At 74.1% G+C, this 23,030-nt stretch carries 17 protein-coding genes; 6 read left to right on the top strand and 11 right to left on the bottom strand.

All coding sequences use genetic code 11. The annotated features are described in order from the left end of the window. Positions 1-631: 631 nt before the first annotated feature. Positions 632-3,478, bottom strand: a complete 2,847-nt coding sequence (gene uvrA, locus E1200_RS14780) for an excinuclease ABC subunit UvrA (RefSeq protein WP_131952538.1) — start codon at positions 3,476-3,478, stop codon at positions 632-634. 337 nt (positions 3,479-3,815) lie between these two features. Here uvrA and E1200_RS14775 point away from each other — a divergent pair, with 337 nt between their 5' ends. Further along, positions 3,816-4,562 (top strand): maleylpyruvate isomerase family mycothiol-dependent enzyme, encoded by a 747-nt coding sequence (locus E1200_RS14775; RefSeq protein ID WP_207933352.1) that lies wholly within the window; start codon positions 3,816-3,818, stop codon positions 4,560-4,562. A 33-nt stretch (positions 4,563-4,595) separates the two neighbouring features. Here E1200_RS14775 and E1200_RS14770 read toward each other — a convergent pair whose 3' ends face one another. The 3 genes from E1200_RS14770 to E1200_RS14760 form a co-directional block, all read right to left on the bottom strand. Continuing rightward, positions 4,596-5,330 (bottom strand): Crp/Fnr family transcriptional regulator, encoded by a 735-nt coding sequence (locus E1200_RS14770; protein ID WP_131952537.1) that lies wholly within the window; start codon positions 5,328-5,330, stop codon positions 4,596-4,598. A gap of 79 nt (positions 5,331-5,409) precedes the next feature. Then, positions 5,410-9,285 (bottom strand): tetratricopeptide repeat protein, encoded by a 3,876-nt coding sequence (locus E1200_RS14765; protein ID WP_131952536.1) that lies wholly within the window; start codon positions 9,283-9,285, stop codon positions 5,410-5,412. A 4-nt stretch (positions 9,286-9,289) separates the two neighbouring features. Further along, the gene (locus E1200_RS14760; protein WP_131952535.1) at positions 9,290-9,790 is read right to left on the bottom strand and encodes a hypothetical protein; all 501 of its coding nucleotides are present in this window, start codon (positions 9,788-9,790) and stop codon (positions 9,290-9,292) included. A gap of 182 nt (positions 9,791-9,972) precedes the next feature. Here E1200_RS14760 and E1200_RS14755 point away from each other — a divergent pair, with 182 nt between their 5' ends. The 4 genes from E1200_RS14755 to E1200_RS14740 all read left to right on the top strand — a co-directional run bounded on the left by E1200_RS14755 (position 9,973) and on the right by E1200_RS14740 (position 13,152). Further along, positions 9,973-10,638, top strand: coding sequence for an MBL fold metallo-hydrolase (locus E1200_RS14755; RefSeq protein WP_131952534.1), 666 nt, complete (start codon positions 9,973-9,975; stop codon positions 10,636-10,638). 98 nt (positions 10,639-10,736) lie between these two features. After that, positions 10,737-11,312 carry an AAA family ATPase gene (locus tag E1200_RS14750; RefSeq protein ID WP_131952533.1) on the top strand — a complete coding sequence of 192 codons (576 nt, stop codon included), beginning with the start codon at positions 10,737-10,739 and terminating at the stop codon, positions 11,310-11,312. 125 nt (positions 11,313-11,437) lie between these two features. Next, positions 11,438-12,523, top strand: a complete 1,086-nt coding sequence (locus tag E1200_RS14745; RefSeq protein ID WP_131952532.1) for an S-(hydroxymethyl)mycothiol dehydrogenase — start codon at positions 11,438-11,440, stop codon at positions 12,521-12,523. Next, positions 12,520-13,152 carry an MBL fold metallo-hydrolase gene (locus E1200_RS14740; protein WP_243708566.1) on the top strand — a complete coding sequence of 211 codons (633 nt, stop codon included), beginning with the start codon at positions 12,520-12,522 and terminating at the stop codon, positions 13,150-13,152. Before E1200_RS14745 ends, E1200_RS14740 begins: the two co-directional genes overlap by 4 nt. A gap of 38 nt (positions 13,153-13,190) precedes the next feature. On the opposite strand, the gene E1200_RS14735 is transcribed toward E1200_RS14740, so the two are convergent. Genes E1200_RS14735 through E1200_RS14725 form a run of 3 tightly spaced genes read right to left on the bottom strand, consistent with a single transcriptional unit; the run spans position 13,191 to position 15,970 of the window. After that, entirely contained in the window at positions 13,191-14,585 is a 1,395-nt protein-coding gene (locus E1200_RS14735; protein ID WP_131952530.1) for a VWA domain-containing protein, read from the bottom strand. A 3-nt stretch (positions 14,586-14,588) separates the two neighbouring features. Next, positions 14,589-15,512: a MoxR family ATPase gene (locus E1200_RS14730; RefSeq protein ID WP_131952529.1), complete on the bottom strand. Its 924-nt coding sequence runs from the start codon at positions 15,510-15,512 to the stop codon at positions 14,589-14,591. Beyond that, positions 15,509-15,970, bottom strand: coding sequence for a hypothetical protein (locus E1200_RS14725; RefSeq protein WP_131952528.1), 462 nt, complete (start codon positions 15,968-15,970; stop codon positions 15,509-15,511). The genes E1200_RS14730 and E1200_RS14725 overlap by 4 nt, the downstream gene beginning before the upstream one ends. A 140-nt stretch (positions 15,971-16,110) precedes the next feature. Between E1200_RS14725 and E1200_RS14720 the strand changes: the two genes are divergently transcribed. Continuing rightward, positions 16,111-16,449 (top strand): hypothetical protein, encoded by a 339-nt coding sequence (locus E1200_RS14720; protein WP_131952527.1) that lies wholly within the window; start codon positions 16,111-16,113, stop codon positions 16,447-16,449. Between the two features lie 10 nt (positions 16,450-16,459). Here the strand turns inward: E1200_RS14720 and E1200_RS14715 are convergent, their stop codons facing one another. The 4 genes from E1200_RS14715 to E1200_RS14700 form a co-directional block, all read right to left on the bottom strand. After that, a complete protein-coding gene (locus tag E1200_RS14715; RefSeq protein WP_131952526.1) occupies positions 16,460-18,670 on the bottom strand; it encodes an acyl-CoA dehydrogenase in 2,211 nt (736 codons plus the stop codon). Between the two features lie 79 nt (positions 18,671-18,749). Further along, positions 18,750-19,766 carry a TerC family protein gene (locus E1200_RS14710; RefSeq protein WP_131952525.1) on the bottom strand — a complete coding sequence of 339 codons (1,017 nt, stop codon included), beginning with the start codon at positions 19,764-19,766 and terminating at the stop codon, positions 18,750-18,752. A gap of 232 nt (positions 19,767-19,998) precedes the next feature. Next, positions 19,999-21,186 carry a glycosyltransferase family 4 protein gene (locus E1200_RS14705; RefSeq protein ID WP_131952539.1) on the bottom strand — a complete coding sequence of 396 codons (1,188 nt, stop codon included), beginning with the start codon at positions 21,184-21,186 and terminating at the stop codon, positions 19,999-20,001. Positions 21,187-21,256: 70 nt separating this feature from the next. After that, a complete protein-coding gene (locus tag E1200_RS14700) occupies positions 21,257-22,873 on the bottom strand; it encodes a lipid II flippase MurJ (protein ID WP_131952524.1) in 1,617 nt (538 codons plus the stop codon). Positions 22,874-23,030 lie beyond the last annotated feature (157 nt).

The following is a 23,030-nucleotide window of genomic DNA, read 5'->3' as shown; positions in this document are numbered from 1 at the left end:
CTCCTGGCCCTTGAGGTCCGCGGCGGACTTCTCGCCCCCGCCGCTCGCGCAGCCGGCGAGCAGGGCCGCGCCAATGACCCCGCCCCCGCAGAGCACCATCCGCCGCCCGACCCCTTCGGGCTTCATCTCGTCACTCATGACTCAATGATCCCGGACGACCACCGAACCAACGCACCGCACCCACTACCGCGCCGACCGCAGCCACCCCCGCAACAACCAGAACCGTCGCGATCGCGTCCGAAGGCAGGCACCGAGCCTGCAATGAACCTCATCGCGCACGAGCCGCAAGGCGAGCCAGGCGGGTACAACGAATCCCTGCGGACGCGACCACACCAGCCACCCCCGCAACCCCACAACGACCAAAACCGTCGCGATCGCGTCCGAAGGCAGGCACCGAGCCTGCAAAGAACCTCATCGCGCACGAGCCGCAAGGCGAGCCAGGCGGGTACAACGAATCCCTGCGGACGCGACCACACCAGCCACCACCGCAACCCCGCAACGACCAAAACCGTCGCGATCGCGTCCGAAGGCAGGTTTCGAGCGTGCGAGAAACCTGATCGCGCAGCGAGCCGCTAGGCGAGTTCGGAGCGATGCAGCGATCGCACCGTAGTGTCCGCCGAAGGAAGGCCCTCTAGGGCCTGACGCCAAGGACACTACTGAGAAACACGCCGGTGTGGCTGGCGTCGACGGCGGCGACGTCCTCGGGGGTGCCGGTGGCGACGACGGTGCCGCCGCGGGAGCCGCCCTCGGGGCCCATGTCGATGATCCAGTCGGCGGTCTTGATGACGTCGAGGTTGTGCTCGATGACGATCACCGTGTTGCCCTTGTCGACCAGGCCGTTCAGGACGCCGAGGAGGCGGCGGATGTCCTCGAAGTGGAGGCCGGTGGTCGGCTCGTCCAGCACGTAGACGGTGCGGCCGGTCGAGCGCTTCTGCAGCTCCGACGCCAGCTTGACCCGCTGGGCCTCGCCGCCGGACAGGGTGGGGGCGGGCTGGCCGAGCCGGACGTAGCCGAGGCCGACGTCGTTGAGCGTCTTCAGGTGCCGGTGGATCGCCTTGATCGGCTCGAAGAACTCGGTGGCCTGCTCGATCGGCATGTCGAGCACCTCGGAGATCGTCTTCCCCTTGTAGTGGACCTCCAGGGTCTCCCGGTTGTAGCGGGCGCCGTGGCACACCTCGCACGGGACGTAGACGTCCGGCAGGAAGTTCATCTCGATCTTGATGGTGCCGTCGCCGGAGCAGTTCTCGCAGCGGCCGCCCTTGACGTTGAACGAGAACCGGCCCGGCTGGTAGCCGCGGACCTTCGCCTCGGTCGTCTGCGCGAACAGCTTGCGGATGTGGTCGAACACGCCGGTGTAGGTCGCCGGGTTGGAGCGCGGGGTGCGCCCGATCGGGGACTGGTCGACGTGGACGACCTTGTCGAGCTGGTCGACGCCGTTGACGCGCTTGTGCTTGCCGGGGACGCGCTTGGCCCCGTTCAGCTTCTTCGCCAGCGCGCTGTAGAGGATGTCGTTGACCAGCGTCGACTTGCCCGAACCGGACACGCCGGTCACGGCGGTGAGGACGCCGAGCGGGAACGACACGTCCACGTCGCGGAGGTTGTTCTGCTGCGCGCCCTTCACGGTGATCTCGCGGCCGCGCGTGGTGGGCCGGCGGATCTCCGGGACGGCGATCTCGCGGCGCCCGTCGAGGTAGGCGCCGGTGATCGAGCGCTCGGACTTCTTCAGCTCGTCGAGCGTGCCGGACACGACGATCTCGCCGCCGTGCTCGCCGGCGCGGGGGCCGATGTCGACGATCCAGTCGGCGGCGGCGATGGTGTCCTCGTCGTGCTCGACGACGATCAGGGTGTTGCCCATGTCGCGCAGCCGGAGCAGCGTCTCCAGCAGCCGGTGGTTGTCGCGCTGGTGCAGGCCGATGGACGGCTCGTCCAGCACGTACAGGACGCCGACCAGCCCGGAGCCGATCTGCGTGGCGAGCCGGATGCGCTGCGCCTCGCCGCCCGCCAGCGTCGCCGACGCCCGGTCGAGGGTGAGGTAGTCGAGGCCGACGTCCAGCAGGAACCCGAGCCGGGCGTTGATCTCCTTCAGGACGCGCTCGGCGATGTGCCGCTCGCGCTCGTTCAGCTCCAGCGCCAGCAGGAACTTCGCGGCCTCGCCGATCGGCATCGCGGCGACCTCGGCGATCGACCGGCCGCCCATGGTGACGGCGAGCACGACCGGCTTGAGCCGGGCGCCCTGGCACGTCGGGCAGGGGATCTCGCGCATGTAGCCTTCGAGCTTCTCCCGGCTGAGGTCGCTCTCGGCCTCGGCGTGCCGCCGCTGGATGTAGGGGATCACGCCCTCGTAGGCGGTGTAGTACGACCTCGTCCGGCCGTAGCGGTTCTTGTAGCGGACGTGGACCTGGGTCTCGTGCCCGTTCAGGATCGCTTTGCGCGCCTTGGCGGGCAGCTTCTCCCACGGGGTGTTGAGGTCGAAGCCCATCGCGTCGCCGAGCGCGGACAGCAGGCGCAGGAAGTAGTCGCTCACGTGCCCGTTGGACCACGGCTGGATCGCGCCCTCGCCGAGGGTCAGCTCCTCGTCGGGGACGACGAGCTCGCTGTCGACCTCCATGCGCGTCCCGAGGCCGGCGCAGCCGGGGCACGCGCCGTAGGGCGAGTTGAACGAGAACGACCGCGGTTCCAGCTCCTCGAACGACAGGTCGTCGTAGGGGCAGTAGAGGTGCTCGGAGTACATGCGGGTGCGGTTCTCGTCGTCCTCGGGGACGTCGACGAAGTCGAGGACGATCGTGCCGCCCGCGAGGCCGAGCGCCGTCTCCACCGAGTCGGCGAGCCGCTGCCGCGCCGAGTCCTTCACCGAGAGCCGGTCGACCACGACCGCGATGTCGTGCTTCTCCTGCTTCTTCAGCTTCGGGGGCTCGTCCAGGCGGATCGCCCGCCCGTCCACGATCGCCCGGGAGTAGCCCTTGGACTGCAGCTCGCGGAACAGCTCCAGGTACTCGCCCTTGCGGCCGCGGATCACCGGGGCGAGCACCTGGAACCGGGTGCCCGGCTCCAGTTCCAGCACCCGGTCGACGATCTGCTGCGGGGCCTGGCGGGTGATCGGCCGGCCGCACTCGGGGCAGTGCGGGTGCCCGATCCGCGCGTACAGCAGGCGCAGGTAGTCGTACACCTCGGTGATCGTCCCGACCGTCGACCGCGGGTTCTTGCTGGTCGACTTCTGGTCGATCGACACCGCCGGGGAGAGCCCCTCGATGAAGTCGACGTCGGGTTTGTCCATCTGCCCGAGGAACTGGCGGGCGTACGCCGACAGCGACTCGACGTAGCGCCGCTGCCCCTCCGCGAAGATCGTGTCGAACGCCAGGCTGGACTTGCCCGAACCCGACAGACCGGTGAACACGATCAGGGCGTCCCGCGGGAGGTCGAGCGAGACGTCCTTCAGGTTGTGCTCGCGTGCGCCACGCACGATGAGTCGGTCATGCACGGTGGTGATCCGGTTCCTCTTCTGGGCCGCGGCCGCCGGGAGAGACAGGCCGGTCTCAAGGCTAGCCAGGGGGTCCGACGGAATCCCCCGAACGCGATCCCCCGAGTTGATAACGGCGGCGGCCGCCGCCGCATTTCCGGCACTCCCCGCCCGGCCCCGCAGAGCCCGGGCGGGATGACCGTACCGTACACGTGTTCGAACACCCCTCGCGACCGGACCGCCGCCCGCGGCGTCCCGGGCCGGTGCCGCCTCCGGCGGAGATTTCATGATCGCTTGGGTGCCGCGCGGGCGGGGCGGTGCGAGGATGGAGGCTCTTCGCGGTGCTGGGAGGCGCGTCATGGACTGGCGAGAAGTGATCGACGAGCTGGATGCCGGCGTGGAGCGCGTCGCCGGGACGCTGGCGGACCTCGACGAGCAGGACGTGCGCGGCGCGTCGGCGCTGCCCGGCTGGACCCGGGGCCACGTGGCCGCGCACATCGCCAGGAACGCCGACTCCCTGTGGAACCTGCTCGAATGGGCGCGGACGGGCGAGGAGATCCCGCAGTACCCGAGCCTGGACGCCCGCAACTCGGCCATCGAGGAGGGCGCCGGGCGAGGCCCCGGCGAGCTGGCCGAGGACGTCCGCGCGAGCGGGGCCCGGCTCACCGAGCAGGCCAGGTCGCTCCCCGAGGCCGCCTGGGACGCGCACGTGCGGGCGTTCGGCGGCTGGGAGCACCCGGCCTGGTACACGCTGTACCGCCGCTGGAACGAGGTGGAGGCGCACCACGTCGACCTCGCGGCCGGATACGGGCCGGCCGACTGGCCCGAGCCCTATGTCCGGTGGGCCCTGACCAGCACGCTGGCGGACATCGCCGCGCTTCCGGGCGACGAGCGCGGGGAGCTGGCCGGGCTCCGGATCACCGCGACGGACTCCGGGGAGGCCGCCGACCTCGGGTGGGCGCCCGGCGGGCCGGAGGCGTCCGGGTCCGGGCGGGCGCTGCTCGGCTGGCTGAGCGGGCGCACGGACGGCTCCGGGGTGAGCGTCCGCCCGGACGGCCGGCTGCCGGCGCCGCCGCCGTGGCCGCACCGCCCCGCGGGTTTCTGACGCCTCGGCCGGCGCCGGCGGCCTCAAGACGGCTCAGTCGGTGTCGTGGCCGGCCAGGCGGTGCAGGGCGTCCACCGAGCGGACGACGATCGCGTGGCGGGTGACGGTCAGGCCGCCGCGGACCGGGTCGGCGGCGAGGATCTGCGCGACCTTGCGCCGGCTCATGCCCGCCCAGCGCCCGAGGTCCTGCTGGGTGAGCGGGATCCTGACCTCCACGCCGCCCGCCTCTCCGCCGGGCCCGTGCGCCTGCTCCGGGGCCGCGGCCACGCCGTCCGGCCGCTCCTCCTTGACGGGCGCCCCGAAGCGCGCCACCAGGCGCAGCAGCCGGCCCGCCAGACGGCGCTCCGGGGCGTCGGGGAAGTGGGCGATGCGCAGCTCGTTGGAGTCCCGGAGCCGCTCGGCGAGGACGGCGGCCACCGCCCAGGCGGAGCCGGGATGGTCGTCGAGGACGCTCCGGAACCGCGCGGCGGGCAGCACGAGCGCCTCCACGCGGGTCAGCGCCTCGGCGTTGGCGTGCCGGACGCCGCCGTCCACCGCCTCCAGCTCTCCGGCGAGGTCGCCCGGCCCGAGGATGTCGAGGACGGCGCTCTCGCCGTCCCGGTCGGCCCAGACCTTCACCGCCCCGGTGCGCAGCACGAAGACCTGGGACGCGCGGGTGTGCTCGCGCGTGAGGAAGGCGCCCTGCCTGATCACGACCGGGGTGCCGGCCCGGCGCAGCGCCTCGCGGACGCGTTCGGGAAGCGCGTCCCAGAAGGGGGTGGTCTCCATCTCGCCTCCTCCCCCGGATCCGGGCCCGGGGTCGCGGTCCCAGTGGACGCCGCGCTGCGCCGGTGGACCAGGTCTTCGGTCACATGTCGAGGATCTTGTCCGGTTCGAGCCAGCTGTCGAGGGCGCGGACCCGGCGGACGCAGTCGGCCGCCGCGGTCTCCTCGCCCAGCGCGAGGTGGCAGTCGCGCAGCAGTTCCAGGGCGCGCCGCAGGCCGCGCCGGTCGTCCATGTCGCGGCGGATGCCGGCCTCGGCGGTGACGTGCTCCACCGCGCGGGCGTGCTCGCCCAGCAGCCCGCAGGCGCGGGCCATGAAGTGCAGCGCGGACGCCTGCGCCCGGGTGTCGCCGAGTTCGGCGGTGAGGTCGTGGGCGCGCCGCCCGGCGTCCAGGGCGTCGGCGGCGCGGCCGAGGTCGAGGTGGATGGCGGCGAGGTGGGCCAGGGCGGTGCCCTCCCCGTGCCGGTCGCCGACCTTGCGGAGGAAGTCCAGCGCCTCCAGCTCGCGGTCGAGGGCCTCCTCGGGGCGGCCCGCGCGGCGCAGCACGGCGGCGAGGGTGTCCTTGCCGACGCCGAGGCCGTGCCAGTCGCCGCCCGAGCTGCGGATCCGCAGCGCCTGCCGCGCGGCGCGCTCGGCGTCCTCGGGCAGGCCGAGCCGGGAGTAGGTGCGGGCGAGGCTGCCGAGCGCGCCCGCCATGCCGCCCTGCGCACCGAGCTGGTGCCACAGGTCGAGCGCCTCCAGGCCGAGGACGAACGCCTCCTGGTGGCGTTCGAGGCGGCGCATGATCACCGAGAGGTGCTCCAGGTCGTGGGCCTCGCCGTCCTGGTCGCCGATCTCGCGGCGGATCTCCAGGGCGCGCAGGAGGTGCTCGCGCGCCTCCCGGAACCGGCCGAGGCGCCAGTGGACGATCCCGATCTGCGCGAGCGTCTCGGCCTCCCCGTGCCGGTCGCCGGTGTCGCGGTGCAGGCGCAGGGCCTGCCCGCAGTAGGTGAACGCCTCGGCGAACTTGGTGGCGTCGCACATCAGCCTGGCCAGGGTGGTCAGCGTGCGCGCCTCGCCGTGGCGGGCGCCCAAGGAGCGGTACGTGGCCAGGGCCTGCTCGGCGTCCTGCCGCGCCATGTCGCGAAGGCCGAGCGTGGCGTTCATGCGCGCCAGCTCCGTGAGCGCCTGGGCGGCGCCGTGCATGTCGGCGAGCTCCTGCCGGATGGAGAGGGCCTCCAGCGCGTGCGCCACCGCGTCGTGGACGTTCCCCTGGCGGCGGTGGACCTGGGCGATGGTGAGCAGGCTCTCGGCCATGCCGGGCAGGTCGTCGTTGCGGCTCCGTATGCCGAGCGCCTGCGCGGCGTGTTCGAGCGCCTTCTCGTAACCGCCGAGGCCGAGGTACGCGCGGGCGAGGGTCTCGTGGCCCTTGGCGACCGCCCTGCCGGCCGCGTCCGCCAGCTCCCCGTGGATGCTCAGCGACAGGCGGGCCTGCTCGATCGCCGTCAGGTAGCGGCCCAGCACCACGTGGACGTCGGCCAGGGTGGCGAGGGTGACGGCCTCCCCGTACCGGTCTGGCGGGTCGACGGCCCGGAAGCCGCGCCGCGCGTCCTCCCCGTACCCGATGGCCTGGACGGCGTCGCCCAGCTCGAAGTGCGCCATCGCCAGGTTGTGCAGCATCACGGCCGCCGCGGCCCAGTCCTCCTCGGCGCGGGCCGCGTGCAGGCCCGCCTGGTGGACGGCGATGTTGTCCTCGCTGTAGCGGCGGAAGTCCTGGAAGTCGAAGAGGGCGTCGGCGAGTTCCCAGCAGGTCCGGTGCAGACCGAGCCGTGCCGCCTGGTGGACGGCGGCGACGAGGTTGCGCCGCTCGGCCTCGAACCAGGCGAGCCCGGCCGCGCGTCCCGTCGCCTCCCGCGCCTCATGATGCGGCGGTTCGTCCCGCCGCCGCGGGGGCGTCCGGCCGAGGGCCGGGCGGGGCCGCCCCGGCACGGCGGCGCCGGCGTCGCGGGCGTCGGCGAGGTAGGCGGCCAGGAGCCGCTGCTGCGCGGCCAGCTGCTCGCCGTCGGAGTCCTCCAGCAGCCCTTGCTCTCGCGCGAAGTCGCGCAGGAGGTCGTGCATGCGGTAGCGGTTCGGCCCGACGTCCTGCACCAGGTACGCCTGGCGGAGGCCCTCCAGGCAATCGCGCGCCTCGTCCACCGTCCGGTCCTGCAGGGCGGCGAGCGCGGTGGGCGTGAAGTCGGGCCCGGCGACGAGCCCGAGCAGGCGGAACGCCTCCCGCTGGTCGCGGCGCAGGCTCCGGTAGGCGACGTCGAAGGTCGGGCTCACGGCGGCCCGCAGTTCCGTCCCGGACCCGCCGGGCACCGCGCCGTCGCCCAGCCCGCCGCCAAGTCCGCCGCCGGCCAGGCCCGGCCCGTACGGCGCGGCGTCCTCGGCGTCGCGGGCGGTCAGTTCCCGGACGGTCGCGGCGATCGACTCGCCGGGGTTCTCCGCCAGCCGCCCGGCCATGAGGCCGAGCGCCAGCGGCAGGTGCCCGCACTCGCGGGCGAGGCGCACGGCCGCCTGGTGCTCCTCGCGGACGCGGGCGTCCCCCGGGCCGAGGACGTTGGCGATGAGGTCCACCGCCTCCTGCGACGCCATCTCCTGCAGTTCCAGCGTCCGGATGTCGGCGCTCTCCAGCAGCGCGGGCAGCCGGTGCCGGCTCGTGACGAGGACCAGCCCGGACGTCGCGGCGGTCAGCAGCGGCCTGACCTGCTCGGGCCGCGACGCGTTGTCCAGGATCAGCAGCATCCGCCGGTCGCCCAGCATCGACCGGCACTGCGCGGCGAGCTCCGCCTCGGTGCGCGGGAGCCGGTCGCCGGGCACGCCCGCCGCGCGCAGCACCTGCCCCATCGCCTCCGCCGGGGTGACGGGGCCGCGCCGCGTGCCGCGCAGGTCGGCGAACAGGACGCCGTCGGGGAACCGGTCGACGGCCCGGTGCGCCCAGTGCAGCGCCAGCGTCGTCTTGCCGACGCCCGCCATCCCCTGGACGATCACCGCGCGGGGCCACTCGGACTGGCTCACCAGCAGGTCCAGCTTGCCGAGGCTTATCGCGCGGCCGGCGAAGTACGGGTTGTCGGCGGGGAGGCTGACCTGCGGCGGGCCGGCGCCGTCCGGGCGGACCGGCTCGGGCGCCGCGATCACCGCGTCCGCCGCGGGCCCGGCGGGCCGCGCCGGCACCGGGCCGGCGGCGGGCCACTCGTCGCCCCACGGGCTGGCGGCCCGGCGCAGCCGCTCGGTGTCCAGGATGGTCAGCGGGCGGGGCCTGCCGTCGAGGATGCCCTTGGCCCGCCACAGCCGGAACCAGCGCACCAGGGTCTCGCGCGAGATGCCGGCCCAGTTCGCCAGCTCCGCCTGGCTGAGCTTCAGCGGGATCCGCGTCCCCTGCCCGGGGGCGGGCTCGCCGAACCGGTGCGCCAGTTCGAGCAGGTGGTACGCGAGCCGCTGCGGGTGGTCGGCCGCCCGCACCGCGTGCCGGCGGCCGCCGTAGGTGACGGTCTGCGAGATCGCGTGCATCATCGCCTCGGCGACGTGCGGGCTCGCCGCGAGGAGGCTGCGGAACTTGCGGCGGTCGACGCGCAGCGCCGCGACGTGGTCGAGCGCGGCGACGGTGCCGCGCTGCGGATGGCCCCAGGGGCCGAGCGTGCCGACCAGGTCGCCGGCGCCGAACAGGTCGATGATCGACTCGTCGCCCTCGCTGGAGTCCACGAACTCCTTGGCCACCGCGTTGCTCGCCGCGGCGGGGGACGCCTTGAACACCACGTACACCGCCGGGGAGACCGACCCCTGGTGGCACAGCATCCCGCCGGGCGGGATGTCGGTGCGGCGGCCCATGGCGCGCAGCGCCTGCCGGTCGGACGGTTCGAGCCGCTCCCAGAAGCTGCCCGGCCGCACGCCCATGACGGGTCCGGGGGCCGGCCCGTCGCGCGGGACCTCCTCGATCAACCGATCACCCTCCCGCCATCGCCGCGGCCAGCGTCCAGAACAGGAACAGGACCGAGGTCGCCACCGCCCACGCGACCGCCTGCCAGGAGAGTTCGCCGCAGCGGTGCGCCGCCGACAGCAGCCGCCGCAGCTCCACGTCGCGGATCCGCTCGTCCAGCGCGACGGCGGAGCCGAAGGGGGTCCAGGGCACGCCCGGGTCCACGGGCGAGCCGGTCCGGCCGCGGACCTCCGCGAGCACCGCGACCAGCGTCCGGCGCGAGCGCACCGCGTAGCCGGCCGAGACCGCGAACGATCCGGCCAGCACGGGCAGCAGCGCGAGCGCGGTCAGGCCGGGCGCGCCGGCCGCCAGCCGGGTCGCGGTCCCGACCAGGACGAGGGCCAGGAACACCGCGGCGACGGCGGAGTCCCGGCCGCACAGCCGGACCAGTGTGCAGGCGTGCCCGAGGAGGTCCTCCGGCTTCTCGCTGTCCGGTCCGGGACGGAATGCGGTAACCAACTCCCTCACCGTCCTCCCGCTCTATTCGATCTTCCAAGGACAATGATGCGCTGGCAATACGGAGATTTCCGTCCGTGAGCGCACGGTTGGGCTGCGTCTGGTGACTCATTCGCGGCCGGGTGCCGGGTGCCGCGCGGAAACGGTGCGCCGATGATGGAGGATGGATCTCCGCACCACCGACGGGAGGACGCATGACGTACACGGGAAACGTCGAGGCCGGGGGCCGTCCGGACGTCCGGGAGCTGCCCGGGCTGGCGGTCACGAAGGTCTCGGTCGGCCCCTACGACAACAACGCCTACATCCTGCGGTGCACCGCGACCGGCGAGCGGCTGCTGATCGACGCGGCCAACGAGGCGTCCCGGCTGCTGGAGCTGATCAGCGACGGCCCCCTCACCCGCATCGTCACCACGCACCGCCACCAGGACCACTGGATGGCGCTGAGCGAGGTGGTCCGCGCCACCGGCGCGCCGGTGGCCGCGCACCCCCGCGACGCCGAGGCGCTGCCCGAGCCGGTGGCCGAGCCCGTCGAGCACGGCGACACCGTCCGGGTGGGGCGGGCGACGCTGGAGGTCGTCCACCTGCGCGGCCACACGCCCGGCTCGATCGCGCTGCTGTACGACGCGGGCGGCGAGCTCGCGGACCGCCCGCACCTGTTCACCGGCGACAGCCTGTTCCCCGGCGGCGTCGGCAACACCTGGGGCGACCCGGCCCGCTTCAAGCAGCTGCTCGCCGACGTCGAGGAGCGCGTCTTCGACCGGCTCCCGGACGCCACCTGGTTCTACCCGGGCCACGGGAAGGACTCGACGCTCGGCCGGGAACGTCCCGCGCTGCCCGAATGGCGCGCCCGCGGCTGGTAGTCCCGCGCCCCGGCCGGAACAAGCGGCGCCGAGCGTTCGTTGCCTCAACGCCGACTGCGGGCCGAGACCGGGAGACGACCATCCACGAACCCCAAGAGGTGGATCCAGGGCCCGCTCTGCGCTACCCGGCGGGCTCGCTGGTGCTCGTCGCCGGGCTTCCGGGCGCGGGCAAGAGCACCCTGCTGAACCGGCTGTACGGGCTCCGGGGCGACGAGACCGCCCCGGTGTGCGCCGGCGACGTCCGCGTGATCGACTCCGGCCAGTCCCGCAACTGGTGGTCGCGGGTGCTGCGCCCCTTACCCCGCCGGCTGCGGACCCCGCTCGTCCACGCCACGCACGTCTGGCGGGTCGGCCGCGCGATCCACGCCGGGCACGGCGTCGTCGCGCACACCCGCGGGACCTGGCCGCACATCCTGCACCTGTTCGCGTGGCTGGCGCGCCGGCACGGGCACGACCTGCACCTGATCCTCATCGACGTCGATCCCGGCACGGCCCGCGCCGGTCAGGTCGCCCGGGGCCGCGTCGTCACGCACACGACGTTCGCCCGGCACTGCCGCCGCTGGCGCCCGATCATCGCCGCCGCGCGCGGCGGCGGCCCGCTGCCGCCCGCCGCCGGCGTCACGATCCTCGACCGCGACGCCGCCGACAAGCTCCAGGCCATCCGCTTCACCTGAGCCCGCCGCCCCGCGCACGCCGTTCCGCTCGGTTCCGGCGGGTTTCGCCTGGTGGAAGCGGACCGGCGGGCCGGCGGGCAGGTATGTAGGGTCGAAGGAAGGTCTAGGCGAGGAGAGGCGGCACTATGGCGCAGCAGGTACGCGGGGTGATCGCGCCGGGCAAGGGCGAACCGGTGCGCATCGAGACGATCGTCGTCCCGGACCCCGGGCCCGGCGAGGCGGTCGTGCGTATCCAGGCGTGCGGGGTCTGCCACACCGACCTGCACTACCGCGAGGGCGGGATCAACGACGAGTTCCCGTTCCTGCTCGGGCACGAGGCCGCCGGCGTGGTGGAGCAGGTCGGCGACGGAGTGACCGAGGTCGAACCCGGCGACTTCGTCATCCTGAACTGGCGGGCGGTGTGCGGCCAGTGCCGGGCCTGCCTGCGCGGGCGCCCCTGGTACTGCTTCGACACGCACAACGCGAAGCAGAAGATGACCCTGGAGGACGGCACGGAGCTGTCGCCCGCGCTCGGCATCGGCGCGTTCGCCGACAAGACCCTCGTCGCGGCGGGCCAGTGCACGAAGGTCGACTCCCGGGCCAAGCCGGAGGTCGCGGGCCTGCTGGGCTGCGGCGTGATGGCCGGGCTCGGCGCCGCCATCAACACCGGCGGGGTCGGCCGCGGCGACTCGGTCGCGGTGATCGGGTGCGGCGGCGTCGGCGCGGCGTCGGTGCTCGGGGCGCGGCTGGCGGGCGCGGCGACGATCATCGCGGTGGACCTGGACGAGCGGAAGCTGGCCACCGCGTCCTCGCTGGGCGCGACGCACACCGTCAACGGCGAGGACGAGGACGTCGTCGAGAAGGTGCGGGAGCTGACCGGCGGGTTCGGCGCCGACGTCGTCATCGACGCGGTCGGCCGCCCGGAGACCTACGAGCAGGCGTTCTACGCCCGCGACCTCGCCGGGACGGTCGTGCTGGTGGGGGTGCCGACGCCGGAGATGCGGCTGGAGCTGCCGCTGCTGGACGTGTTCGGCCGCGGCGGGTCGCTCAAGTCGTCCTGGTACGGCGACTGCCTGCCCTCGCGCGACTTCCCGATGCTCATCGACCTCTACCTGCAGGGCCGCCTGGACCTGGACGCGTTCGTGTCCGAGACGATCGAGCTGGACGGCGTCGAGGCGGCGTTCGACAAGATGCACCGCGGCGACGTGCTGCGTTCGGTGGTGATGCTCTGATGGCCGCGCGGATCGACCACATCGAGACGTCCGGGACGTTCTCCCTCGACGGCGGGACCTGGGACGTCGACAACAACGTCTGGATCGTCGGCGACGACACCGAGGCGATCGTCATCGACGCCGCGCACGACGCCGCCGCGATCGCGGCGGCGGTCGGCGGGCGGCGGCTCGTGGCGATCGTGTCCACGCACGGCCACGACGACCACATCGACGCGGCGCCCGAGCTGAAGGCCCGCACCGGCGCGCCGGTCCTGCTGCACCCGGACGACCTGATGCTGTGGAAGCAGAGGCACCCGGACGCGAGCCCCGACGGGGACCTGGCCGACGGGCAGGTCGTGACCGTCGCGGGGATCGACCTGACCGTCATGCACACGCCCGGCCACAGCCCCGGCGCGGTGTGCCTGTACGCGCCCGCCCTGGGAACGGTCTTCTCCGGCGACACGCTGTTCAACGGCGGGCCGGGCGCGACCGGGCGGTCCTACTCCGACTTCCCGACGATCATCGAGTCGATCCGGGAGCGGCTGCTCACGCTGCCCCCGGAGACCGAGGTCCGCACCGGGCACGGCCCGTCGACCACGATCGGCGCGGAGGCCCCGCAACTGGAGGAGTGGATCGCCCGCGGGCACTGACCGCGATCCACGACCAGGGGGGCGGTCTGGGCCCCTGGTCAGGCGAGTTCCTCGATGAAGGCGGCGAGCTGGGTCAGGTTCCGGCACTCGTACATGGGGACGATCTCGCCGTAGCGGGACGCGGCGGAGTCGCCGGTGTCCCAGTTGCGGCGCGGCTCGGGGTTCAGCCAGTACGCGTGCCGGGCCCGGTCGGCCATGGACCGCAGGATCGGCAGCGACAGCTCGCCGTAGTTGGAGCGGGCGTCGCCGAGGATCAGCAGGGACGTCCTGGGCGTGATGGCGTCGCGGTACCGGTCGTCGAAGACCTTGATGGCGTGGCCGTAGTTGGAGCGGCCGGTGATCCAGACGAGGTCGGCCTCGGCCGCCAGCCGCGCCATCGCGTCCACGACGTCCACGCCCGGCGCGAAGAACCGGGTGATCTCGTCGGTGGCGTCGATGAACGCGAACGCGCGGACCTTGCTGAACTGCTCGCGCAGCGCGAACGTCAGCAGCAGCGTGAAGTGCGCGAACGCCGACACCGAGTCGCTGGCGTCGCACAGCACGACGAGCTCGGGCTTGTGCGGGCGGCGCGGCCGGTGGTGGGTGGTGAGCGGCACTCCCCCGCTGGCGAGGGACGCGCGGACCGTCCGGCGGAAGTCGAGCCGGCCGCGCCTGCCGTGCCGCTGCCTCTGCACGAGCCGGGACGCGAGCTTGCGCGCCAGCGGGTACACCTCGCGGCGCAGCGCGGCCAGCTCGGCGCGGCTCGCGGCGGAGAAGTCGAGGTGCTCCAGCGGCGGGCGGACGGTGATGCGCGCGGTCCGCTCGACGCCGGTGTCCTCGGCGATGCGGCGCCGCACCTCGCCCGCGACGAGGTCCTCGAACCGGGTGATGCGGTCGCGGAACGTCCGGCGGGCGACCCGCTCGGCCATCCCGCCGCGCTCCTGCCCGCCGAGGACGGCGTCAAGCAGCCGGGCCATGAGCGTCTCGGGCGACATGGCGCGCAGGACGCCGAAGGAGAACCACGATTCCTGGCCGGGGGTCCGGCCGTACTCGCCGACGGCGATGCGGGCGAACTGCCGCAGCCCCGCGTCGTCCCCGGACAGGAGCAGCTCGGCCAGCTCGTCGCGGCGGGCCTGGACCGCGGGATCCAGCGCCGGCGGGACGGGGCGGCCGTCGTCGTCCAGCGTCCGGGCGGGGCGGTCCCGCTCGCCGGACCCGGCGCCGTCCCCGACCGCGGCGGGGAACCACAGGTCGAACAGCGTGTCGAAGGTCGGGCGGTGCTGCGGCCGCTTGACGAGCGTCGCGGCGTAGGCGGCGCGCAGCGACTCGCGGTCGAGGAGGTCGACGGCCTGCATGGCGCGGACGGCGTCCAGGCCCTCGGCCACCGACACCGGCAGCCCGGCCCGGCGCAGCTCCGCGACGAACCCGGTGTGCCGGTCGATGAGGGAGGCCACGGATCAGCTCCGCAGGCCGAGTTCCCCGGCGGCGCGCTCCTGGTCGGAGACGTGCTTGAGGACGACGCCGAGGGTGCGGGCGACGGCGGCCTCGTCCAGCTCGTCCAGGCCGAGGGCGAGCAGGGTGCGCGCCCAGTCGACGGTCTCGGCGATCGACGGGGCCTTCTTGATCTCCAGGTCGCGCAGCGTCCCGACGGTGCGGACGAGCTGCTCGGCCAGCTCCGCCTCGATGCCGGGGACCTGCGCGAGGACGATGTCGCGCTCGCGCTCGGGCGCCGGGTAGCCGAGGTGGAGGTAGAGGCAGCGGCGCTTGAGCGCCTCCGACAGCTCCCGGGCGGCGTTGGAGGTGATGACCACGAACGGGCGGCGGACGGCGGCGACCGTGCCCAGCTCGGGGATCGTGACCTGGAAGTCCGACAGCACCTCCAGCAGCATGCCCTCCACCTCGACGTCGGCCTTGTCGGCCTCGTCGATCAGCAGGACGGTCGGGTCGGTGCGGCGGATGGCCGCCAGCAGCGGCCGCTCCAGGAGGAACTCCTCGGAGAAGATGTCGTCGTGGGTCTCCTGCCACGCGCGGTCGGACGGCGCGGCCTGGATCGCGAGGAGCTGCTTCTTGTAGTTGAACTCGTACAGGGCGCGGGCCTCGTCCAGCCCCTCGTAGCACTGGAGCCGGATCAGCTCCGCGCCGGTTGCGGCGGCGACGGCCTTGGCCAGCTCGGTCTTGCCGACCCCGGCGGGCCCCTCGACGAGCAGCGGCTTGCCGAGCGCCTGCGCGAGGTACACGGTGGTGGCGATCGCCTCGTCCGCGAGGTAGCGGACGCCCGCCAGCCGGCGCTCGACGTCCGCCGGGGACGCGAACGCCCCCGGCCCGGTGCCCGCGTCCCCGGCGGCCGTGCCCCGGTCGGCTGCTTCCCCGATGTCCGTCATCCACTGCCCCTCGTCGCGGGTGCCCGCCTGGCGGGTGCCTTCTTGTAGGTCTGGCTGGTCCCGGCGAACATGAGCGATCTCCCGTCCTCGGCGAGCGCGACGCCCCAGTAGGACGCGACCTGCGGGTCGCCGCCCTTCCAGGAGAAGCGGTACTTGCCGCCGCCCTCGGGGATGACCGTCCCGGTCCAGAGCCGCTGCCCGCCCTTCACCCAGACCCCGGCGCCGTCCGCCCGGAACTGGAAGAAGTCACCGGCGGTGCCGGTCCACCGGCCGACCAGCGGTTTCATGTCGGACGGCTTGACCACCGGCACCGGCGCGAGCGTCGTGGACGGGGCCGCCGAAGCCGCGCCGCCCGCGGGTCCGCCCTCGGCGCCGCCCGCCGCGCCGTCTCCCGAGCCGCCGCACCCGGTCAGGGCGAGCGCGGCGGCCGCGCAGACGGCGAGGGCGGTGACTCTCACGACGACCTCCCGGGCGTTCTGGGGTGAAGCGGCAGTTTACCGGCGGGCCGCTCCCAGTCCGGGCCGAGACCTGCGGGGTAACCGGTGGTTGGCCCCGCGGGGTGACGCGGGAGGTGCGCGCCGCCGCCTATAACCGAGGCATGACGACGCCACGACTTCCCAGCGACGACCTGACGGCCGCCATGGCGGCCCGGCGCGAGCTGGGCCCCGAATACGACGACGCCTTCATCGAGACGGTCGTCGAGCGCATCCAGGAGTCCCTCGGAACACGCCCGGCCGCCGGGCCCGCGCACCGCTCCCGGATAGGGGCGGTGCACGGGCACGGCGGCGGTCACGGCCTTGCCCTGGCGGTGCTGTCGCTGCTCGCCGCGATCCCGCTGAGCGCGATCGCGGTCGTCAACGCCGGCCTCCCCGGGCTGGTCGTGGTCATGGCCGGGATCGTGCTCCTCAACGTCGCCTACACCTGCCGTTCGTCCTAGCCCGGCTGCGTCACTTGCCCGGCTCGGGGTCGCGGGGCAGGCCGAGCAGGCGCTCGCCGATGATGTTGAGCTGCACCTCGGTGGTGCCGCCGTAGATCGTCATCGCCCGGCTGAACAGCATGTGCCGCGCCACGATCCCGCTCTCGGCCATCGGCACCTCGGTGGCCGACGCCGCGCCCTGCGCCGCCCAGCAGTAGTCGGCGACGTCCTGGTTGAACTGGACGCCGAGCAGCTTGCGGACGCTGGCCTCCGCGCCCGGCTCCACGCCGTTCAGCTGCTTGAGCGTGGTGCGCAGCCCGAGCAGGTCGATCGACTGGCCCTGCGCGATGAGCTTGCCGACCTCCACGGCGGAGACCGGGTCGAGCGTGCGGTCCTTGAAGAAGTCCAGCAGCTCGGGGACGCCCATGCCGAGGCCGCCGCCGGTCGACAGCGACACCCGCTCGTTGGACAGCGTGTTGCGGGTGACCTGCCAGCCCTTGTTCACCTCGCCGACCACGCGGTCGTCGGGGACGAACACGTTGTCGAGGAACACCTCGTTGAAGATGGCCTCGCCGGTCAGCTCCTTGAGCGGCCGCACGTCGACGCCCTCGGACTTCATGTCCACCAGGAAGTACGTGATGCCCTCGTGCTTGGGCGCGTCGGGGTCGGTGCGGGCGATGCAGAAGCCCCACTGCGCGTAGTGCGCGAGCGACGTCCAGATCTTCTGGCCGGTGAGCCGCCAGCCGCCCTCGACCCGCTCGGCCTTCATCGACAGCGACGCCAGGTCCGAGCCGGCGCCCGGCTCGGAGAACAGCTGGCACCACACGATCTGCCCGCGCAGCGTCGGGCGGAGGAAGGTCTCCTTCTGCTCGTCGGTGCCGTAGCGGACCAGGGACGGCACCAGCCAGGCGCCGATGCCGAGGTTCGGGGCCTTGACCTTGGCGGCCTTCAGCTCCTGCTGGATGAGGATCTGCTCGACCGGGCCGGCCTCGCGGCCCCACGGCTTCGGGAAGTGCGGGACGCTCCAGCCCTCGTCCCCCAGCTTCGCGTGCAGCTCGCCCTTGTCCTCGATGGCGGCGAGCTCGGCGACCTCGGCGCGGATGCGCTCGCGCACCGGCTGGGCGTCCTCGTCCAGTTCCAGGACGACCTCGCGGCGCGAGCCGGCGAGCGCGAGCTCCGCGACCTGCGCGGCCCACTCCTTGGCCGGCCCGAGCAGCGACCGCAGGGTCAGCGCGCGGCGCAGGTAGACGTGCGCGTCGTGCTCCCAGGTGAAGCCGATGCCGCCGAGGATCTGGATGGCGTCGCGGGCGGTCTGCACGCCCGCGTCGAGCGCGATGAGGGCGGCGACCGCGGCGGCGAAGCGCGTCTGCTCCGCACCGGCGGACTCGGTGCCCTCGTCCAGGACGCGGGCGGCGTCCCAGGCGGCGGCGCGGGCCTGCTCCAGCGCGATGAGGCTGCGCGCGGCCTTGTGCTTGACGCCCTGGAACTGCCCGATCGGGCGGCCGAACTGCTCGCGGACCTTCGCGTACTCGGCCGCGGTCGTCACCAGCCAGCCGGCGAGACCGGCCGCCTCGGCGCCGAACAGCGCGGCGGCGAGGTCCTTGACGCGCCCGGTGGTGAGGCCGTCCAGCACGCGGTCGGCGGCGACGGCGAGGCCGGAGACCTCGACGGCGGCGACGCGGCGGACCCGGTCCAGGCTCACGACGGGGGTGACGGTGACGTCGGCGGCGTCGACCGCGACCCACTGCTCCCCGTCGCCGTCGGCCACCGGCAGCACGAGCACGTCGGCGAGGGCGCCGCCGAGGACCGTCGCGGCCGTCCCGGACACCACGAGCGAGTCGCCCTCGCGGCGTCCGGTCAGCTCCCCGTCCAGCGCGACCGCACCGGTCCTGGACCCGTCGGCGAGCGCGGGCAGCAGCTCCGCGCGCACCTTGGCGTTGCTGGAGGCGTTGACGACGCTACTCGCGAGCACCGTCGGCAGGAACGGGCCGGGCGCGGCGGCGCGGCCCAGCTCCTCCACCGCGACCGACAGCTCCAGGAGGCCGAAGCCCTGGCCGCCGTGCTCCTCGTCCAGGTGCAGGCCGAGCAGGCCCTGCTCCGCCAGGGCCGGCCAGAAGCCGGGCCTGCTCTCCTCGTCGGCTTCCAGCGCGGCCCGGACGGCCGTCGCGGGAATGTTGCGCTCGGCGAAGCCCCGCACCGATTCGGCGAGCGCCTCGTGCTCCTCGGTCAGCCCGATGGCCATGCTGTGAACCCTCTCTCAGCCCGCTAGTGACCGCGATTCTAGAACAGGATTCGGTGCTGTGGTCCAGTGCGGGCCGACTTCAGCTCTCGCGGGTGACCGAGATCTCCTCGTCCGCCGCCGCGGAGACCTCCGTCAGCGGCGCCCGCTTCCCGCCGGCCCGGCGGCCGGCGGCGAGGCTGGCGGCGGTCGTCGCGACCAGGGTTCCGGCGATCACCGCGAGGGACAGCCAGATCGGCACCTCCGGCGCCCATCCCGCACCGTACTCGTGCGCCGCGTGGAGGATCAGCTTGACCCCGATGAAGCCGAGGATGAACGCCAGCCCGTGCGACAGGTAGACCAGCCGGTCGGTGAGCCCGCCGAGCAGGAAGTACAGCTGGACCAGGCCCATCAGCGCGAACGCGTTGGCCGTGAAGATCAGGTACGGCTCGGTCGTCAGCCCGAAGATCGCCGGGATGGAGTCCACCGCGAACAGCACGTCGGTCGAGCCGATGGCGATCATCACGATGGCCAGCGGGGTGACCATCCGGACGCCGTCGCGCCGGGTGACGAACCGCGTGCCCTCGTACTCGTCGGCCGTCGGGATCACCCGCCTGGCCCACCGCAGGAGGGCGTTCTCCTTCAGCTCGCCCTCGTCCTCGCCGGCGCCGCGGACCATGCCGACGGCCGTCCAGAGGAGGAACACGCCGAAGATGAAGAAGACCCACGTGAACGTCGAGATCGCGGCGGCGCCCACGGCGATGAAGATGCCGCGCAGCACCAGCGCGATGACGATGCCCGCCATCAGGACGGTGTGCTGGGCGTGCTTCGGCACGGCGAACCGCGTGAGGATCACCATGAACACGAAGAGGTTGTCGACGCTGAGGCTCTTCTCGGTGACGAAGCCGCCGAAGTACTCACCCGCGTACCGGGGGCCGGCGAAGACCCACACGCCGATGCCGAACAGCACCGCGAGGCCGATGTAGACGGCCGACCAGAACGCGGCCCGCCGGGTCGTGAACTCCCGCGTGTCGTTCCGGTGGATGAGGAAGAGGTCGGCGGCGATGACGACGAGGATCCCCGTGATCGTCAGGGCCCACACGAGCGGCAGGACGGACAACGTGTACCTCCAGCGGTCACCAAGGTTCGCCGGAGGTCTCTCCCGCCCTGCACGAGCGAGGGCCGCGGAACCCGGGCCGGTATGGACCGGCCGTACTGACGGGAACCGTGCGCGGGGATACTCCCCTCCACTGCCCCCTTCAACGCGGCCCCCGCGAGCGCGGTTCCACCTCGCAGGTATCTTTCTTCACTTTTTCCGAACCGGTGCGCCGAGGCGGGCGTCTAAGGTCCCGTCACCTCTCACGCCCGGGCCGGCGGCGGGTGCCCGCCAGGTCCCGGTACAGGTCGGCCAGCTGGGCGACGGCGTCGTCCTCGTCCGGCAGCATCGCCGAGCGCTGCGCGGCCGCCGAGCCGAGCCGCGCGGCGAGCGCCGGGTCGTCCAGGACGCGGCTCACCGCGCGCTCCAGGGCCGCGGCGTCACCGGGCGGCACCAGCAGCGCCGCCTCGCTCTCGGGCCCGTGCAGCAGCGCGCCGCCCGCGTCCCCGCCCGCGCCGACCATGCCGGGGATGCCGCCGACCCGGGTCGCGACGAGCGGCAGCCCCGCCCGCAGGATCTCCTGCACGATCAGCGGCTGTCCCTCCCACACGCTCGGGACGACCGCGACGTCGGAGGCGGCCAGCAGCCCGGGGACGTCCGAGCGGCGCCCGAGCAGCCGCACGGGCAGCTCCTCGGCGTCGATCCGGGAGCGCAGCTCGTCCGCCAGGGGCCCGTCCCCGACGATCGCGACGAGCGGCGGCGGGGTGCGGCCCGCCCAGTCCCGCGCGGCGTCCAGCAGCGTCGGCAGGCCCTTCTGGTCGGCCAGCCGCCCCACCGTGATGACGAGCGGCCGGTCCCCGACGCCCAGCTCGGCGCGCAGGTCGGCGCGGACGGCCGGGCCCGGCGGCGCCTTCGGCGCGGGCGCGGGGACGATCGCGTGCCCGGCGGACCGGGCGCCGAGCGAGCGCATCCGCTCCTCCAGGTCGGGCGATACGCCGAGGACGCGGTCCGCGCCGCGCGCGACGATCCGCTCCAGCACCCCGTAGACGGCGGCCGTCCGCCCGCCGGTGATGACGGCGTTGTGCAGCGTGACGACCACCGGCGTGCGGCCCCGCGAGAGGCGCAGCGGGTCCGGCGCGACCCGCGCGCAGGCGGCGACGGCCAGGGCGCCGGCCCGCAGCCCGTGGGCATGGACGACGTCGGCCCCGCGCAGCAGGGTGCGGAGCCGCGCGACGGCCTTGGCGTCGTGCGCGGGCCGCGGCCGGTCGGCGAGGTCGACCTCCGCGAAGCGGACGCCCGCGCCGCTGAACCCGAACAGCTCCTCCGTGGACGCGGGCCCGCAGACCAGCACCCGGGCGCCGCGGGCGGCCAGCCCGGCGGCGACGGACCGCACGTGCCGGCCGACACCGCCCGCGCTGGTCCCGAGGACCAGCGCCACGCGCAGGCCGCCGACCTCCGGCCCCCGCCCGCCGCCGTTCGGCGGACGAGCTCCGCTCGACGCGTGCACATCCTTCTCAGACATCGCCGGTGACCCTTCGGTTGAGGACGGCCACCAGATCCCGGCCGTCGATCATGAATGCGATGAGCAGGAACGCGGCGCCGGCGGCGAGCGCGGCCGCCGCCCCCGTGCCGATGCTGTGCAGCTGCCCGCCCGTGCCGAGCAGCGCGGCGGTCGCGTAGCCGGCCGCGCCGCCCGCGGCCGCGCCCGCCAGCCCGGCGGCGAGCGCGCGGGGCATCCCGGCGACGGCCGCGGCGCCCCGGGTGCGGACGAGCGCCGCGACCAGCAGGACGCCCGCGACGGTCATCCCGGCCGCGTTGCCGGCGCCGAGCGCGGCGACCACCCACTCCCGGTCGACGGTGAGGACGAGCGCGACGTCGGCCGCCATCACGACCAGCCAGCCCGTGACGACCGCGGCGGCGGACGCCCGCCCCCGGTGGCAGGCGTACAGCACGCGCCCCAGGTGCGCGACGAGCCCGTAGCCGACCAGGCCGGGCGCGAACGCGAGCACCGCCCGCGACAGCACCTCCTGCTGGTCGGGGAGCCCGGGGTTGAACACGGCCGCGACCGGCACGGCGACGGCCGCGAGCACCGCGGCGCCGGCGCACGACACCAGGACCACCGCGCGGGTGGTGGACGCGGTGACCTCGTCGAACCGCTCCCGCTCCCCCGCGCTCATCCGCGCCGACAGGGCCGGGAAGGCGCTGGTCGCGATCGGCACGGCCAGGATCGCCCACGGCAGCAGGTAGATCGCCCACGCGTACTGGTAGTTGGCGAGGGCGCCGCCGGTGCCCTCGTAGCTGAGCCGCACGACCAGCAGCGCCGACAGCTGCTGCGCGGCGACCGTGGCGAGCCCGGCGGCGGCGAGGCGCCGCACCTTGCGCGCCACCCCGTCCGGGAACCGCAGCGTCGGGCGCAGCCGGAGCCGCAGCCGCCACGCCGCGACCGCGGCGGTCGCCGCCATCGCGACGCCGCCGAGCGCCGTGCCCACCGACAGCGTCAGCTCGGCGCTCAGCGGCAGGCCCGCCAGGTCGTTCTCGTAGCCGCGGCCGAGGGGCGCGAAGGCGAGGTAGGCGCCGATCACCACCAGGCTCGACATCAGCGGCGCGAGCGCCGGGGCCACGAACCGGCGGTGGGACTGCAGCACCCCGTACAGGACGACCGCCACCCCGTACATCACCATCTGCGCCGACATGACGACGAGCATCGAGGAGCCGACGTCCACGATGCCGGCGCGTGAACAGCCCTCCAGGTCGGCGCCGACCAGCAGTTCCATGATCGGTCGGGACGCGAGCGCCATCAGCGCCGACAGCGGGATCATCAGCACGACGATCCAGGTGAGCAGCGCCGACCCGATGCGGCGGACCTCGTCGCGGTCGCCGCGCTCGGCGGCGCCGGCCAGCACCGGCACGACCATGGCGGTCAGGGCGCCGCCCGCGACGATCTCGTAGACGATGAACGGGATCTGCGTGGACGTGAAGTACGCCTGGCTGAGGCACGAGGTCGTGACGGTCTGGGAGAACGCGTAGGTGCGCCCGAACCCGGCCAGCCGCGCCAGGACCGTGATGACCGCGATGACGACGGCGGCGCCGGCGAGGCCGCCGGTCAGGCGGCGGAGAGTTGACGGTGGCACGCTGCTCGACTGCTGCGGGGGGTGTCTCGTGCGCCTAGGCGGGGTCGGCGGTGACGCCGTTGCCCGCCACGCGGCCGCCCGCCGGACCGGCCTGCGGCGGGACGGACGGCCGCGGCACGTCCGCCGGTGCGGCCTTCGGGGCGGCGGCTTCCGGGGC

This window comes from Actinomadura sp. GC306 (genome assembly GCF_004348665.1).
Lineage (GTDB): Bacteria > Actinomycetota > Actinomycetes > Streptosporangiales > Streptosporangiaceae > Spirillospora.
This window is presented reverse-complemented; position numbering and strand designations above follow the sequence as displayed.

Coding starts and splice junctions, on each gene's coding strand:
- E1200_RS14775 (WP_207933352.1), top strand. CDS start 3,816: ATGGACTGGCGAGAAGTGATCGACGAGCTGGATGCCGGCGTGGAGCGC.
- E1200_RS14770 (WP_131952537.1), bottom strand. CDS start 5,330: ATGGAGACCACCCCCTTCTGGGACGCGCTTCCCGAACGCGTCCGCGAG.
- E1200_RS14755 (WP_131952534.1), top strand. CDS start 9,973: ATGACGTACACGGGAAACGTCGAGGCCGGGGGCCGTCCGGACGTCCGG.
- E1200_RS14745 (WP_131952532.1), top strand. CDS start 11,438: ATGGCGCAGCAGGTACGCGGGGTGATCGCGCCGGGCAAGGGCGAACCG.
- E1200_RS14730 (WP_131952529.1), bottom strand. CDS start 15,512: ATGACGGACATCGGGGAAGCAGCCGACCGGGGCACGGCCGCCGGGGAC.
- E1200_RS14720 (WP_131952527.1), top strand. CDS start 16,111: ATGACGACGCCACGACTTCCCAGCGACGACCTGACGGCCGCCATGGCG.
- E1200_RS14715 (WP_131952526.1), bottom strand. CDS start 18,670: ATGGCCATCGGGCTGACCGAGGAGCACGAGGCGCTCGCCGAATCGGTG.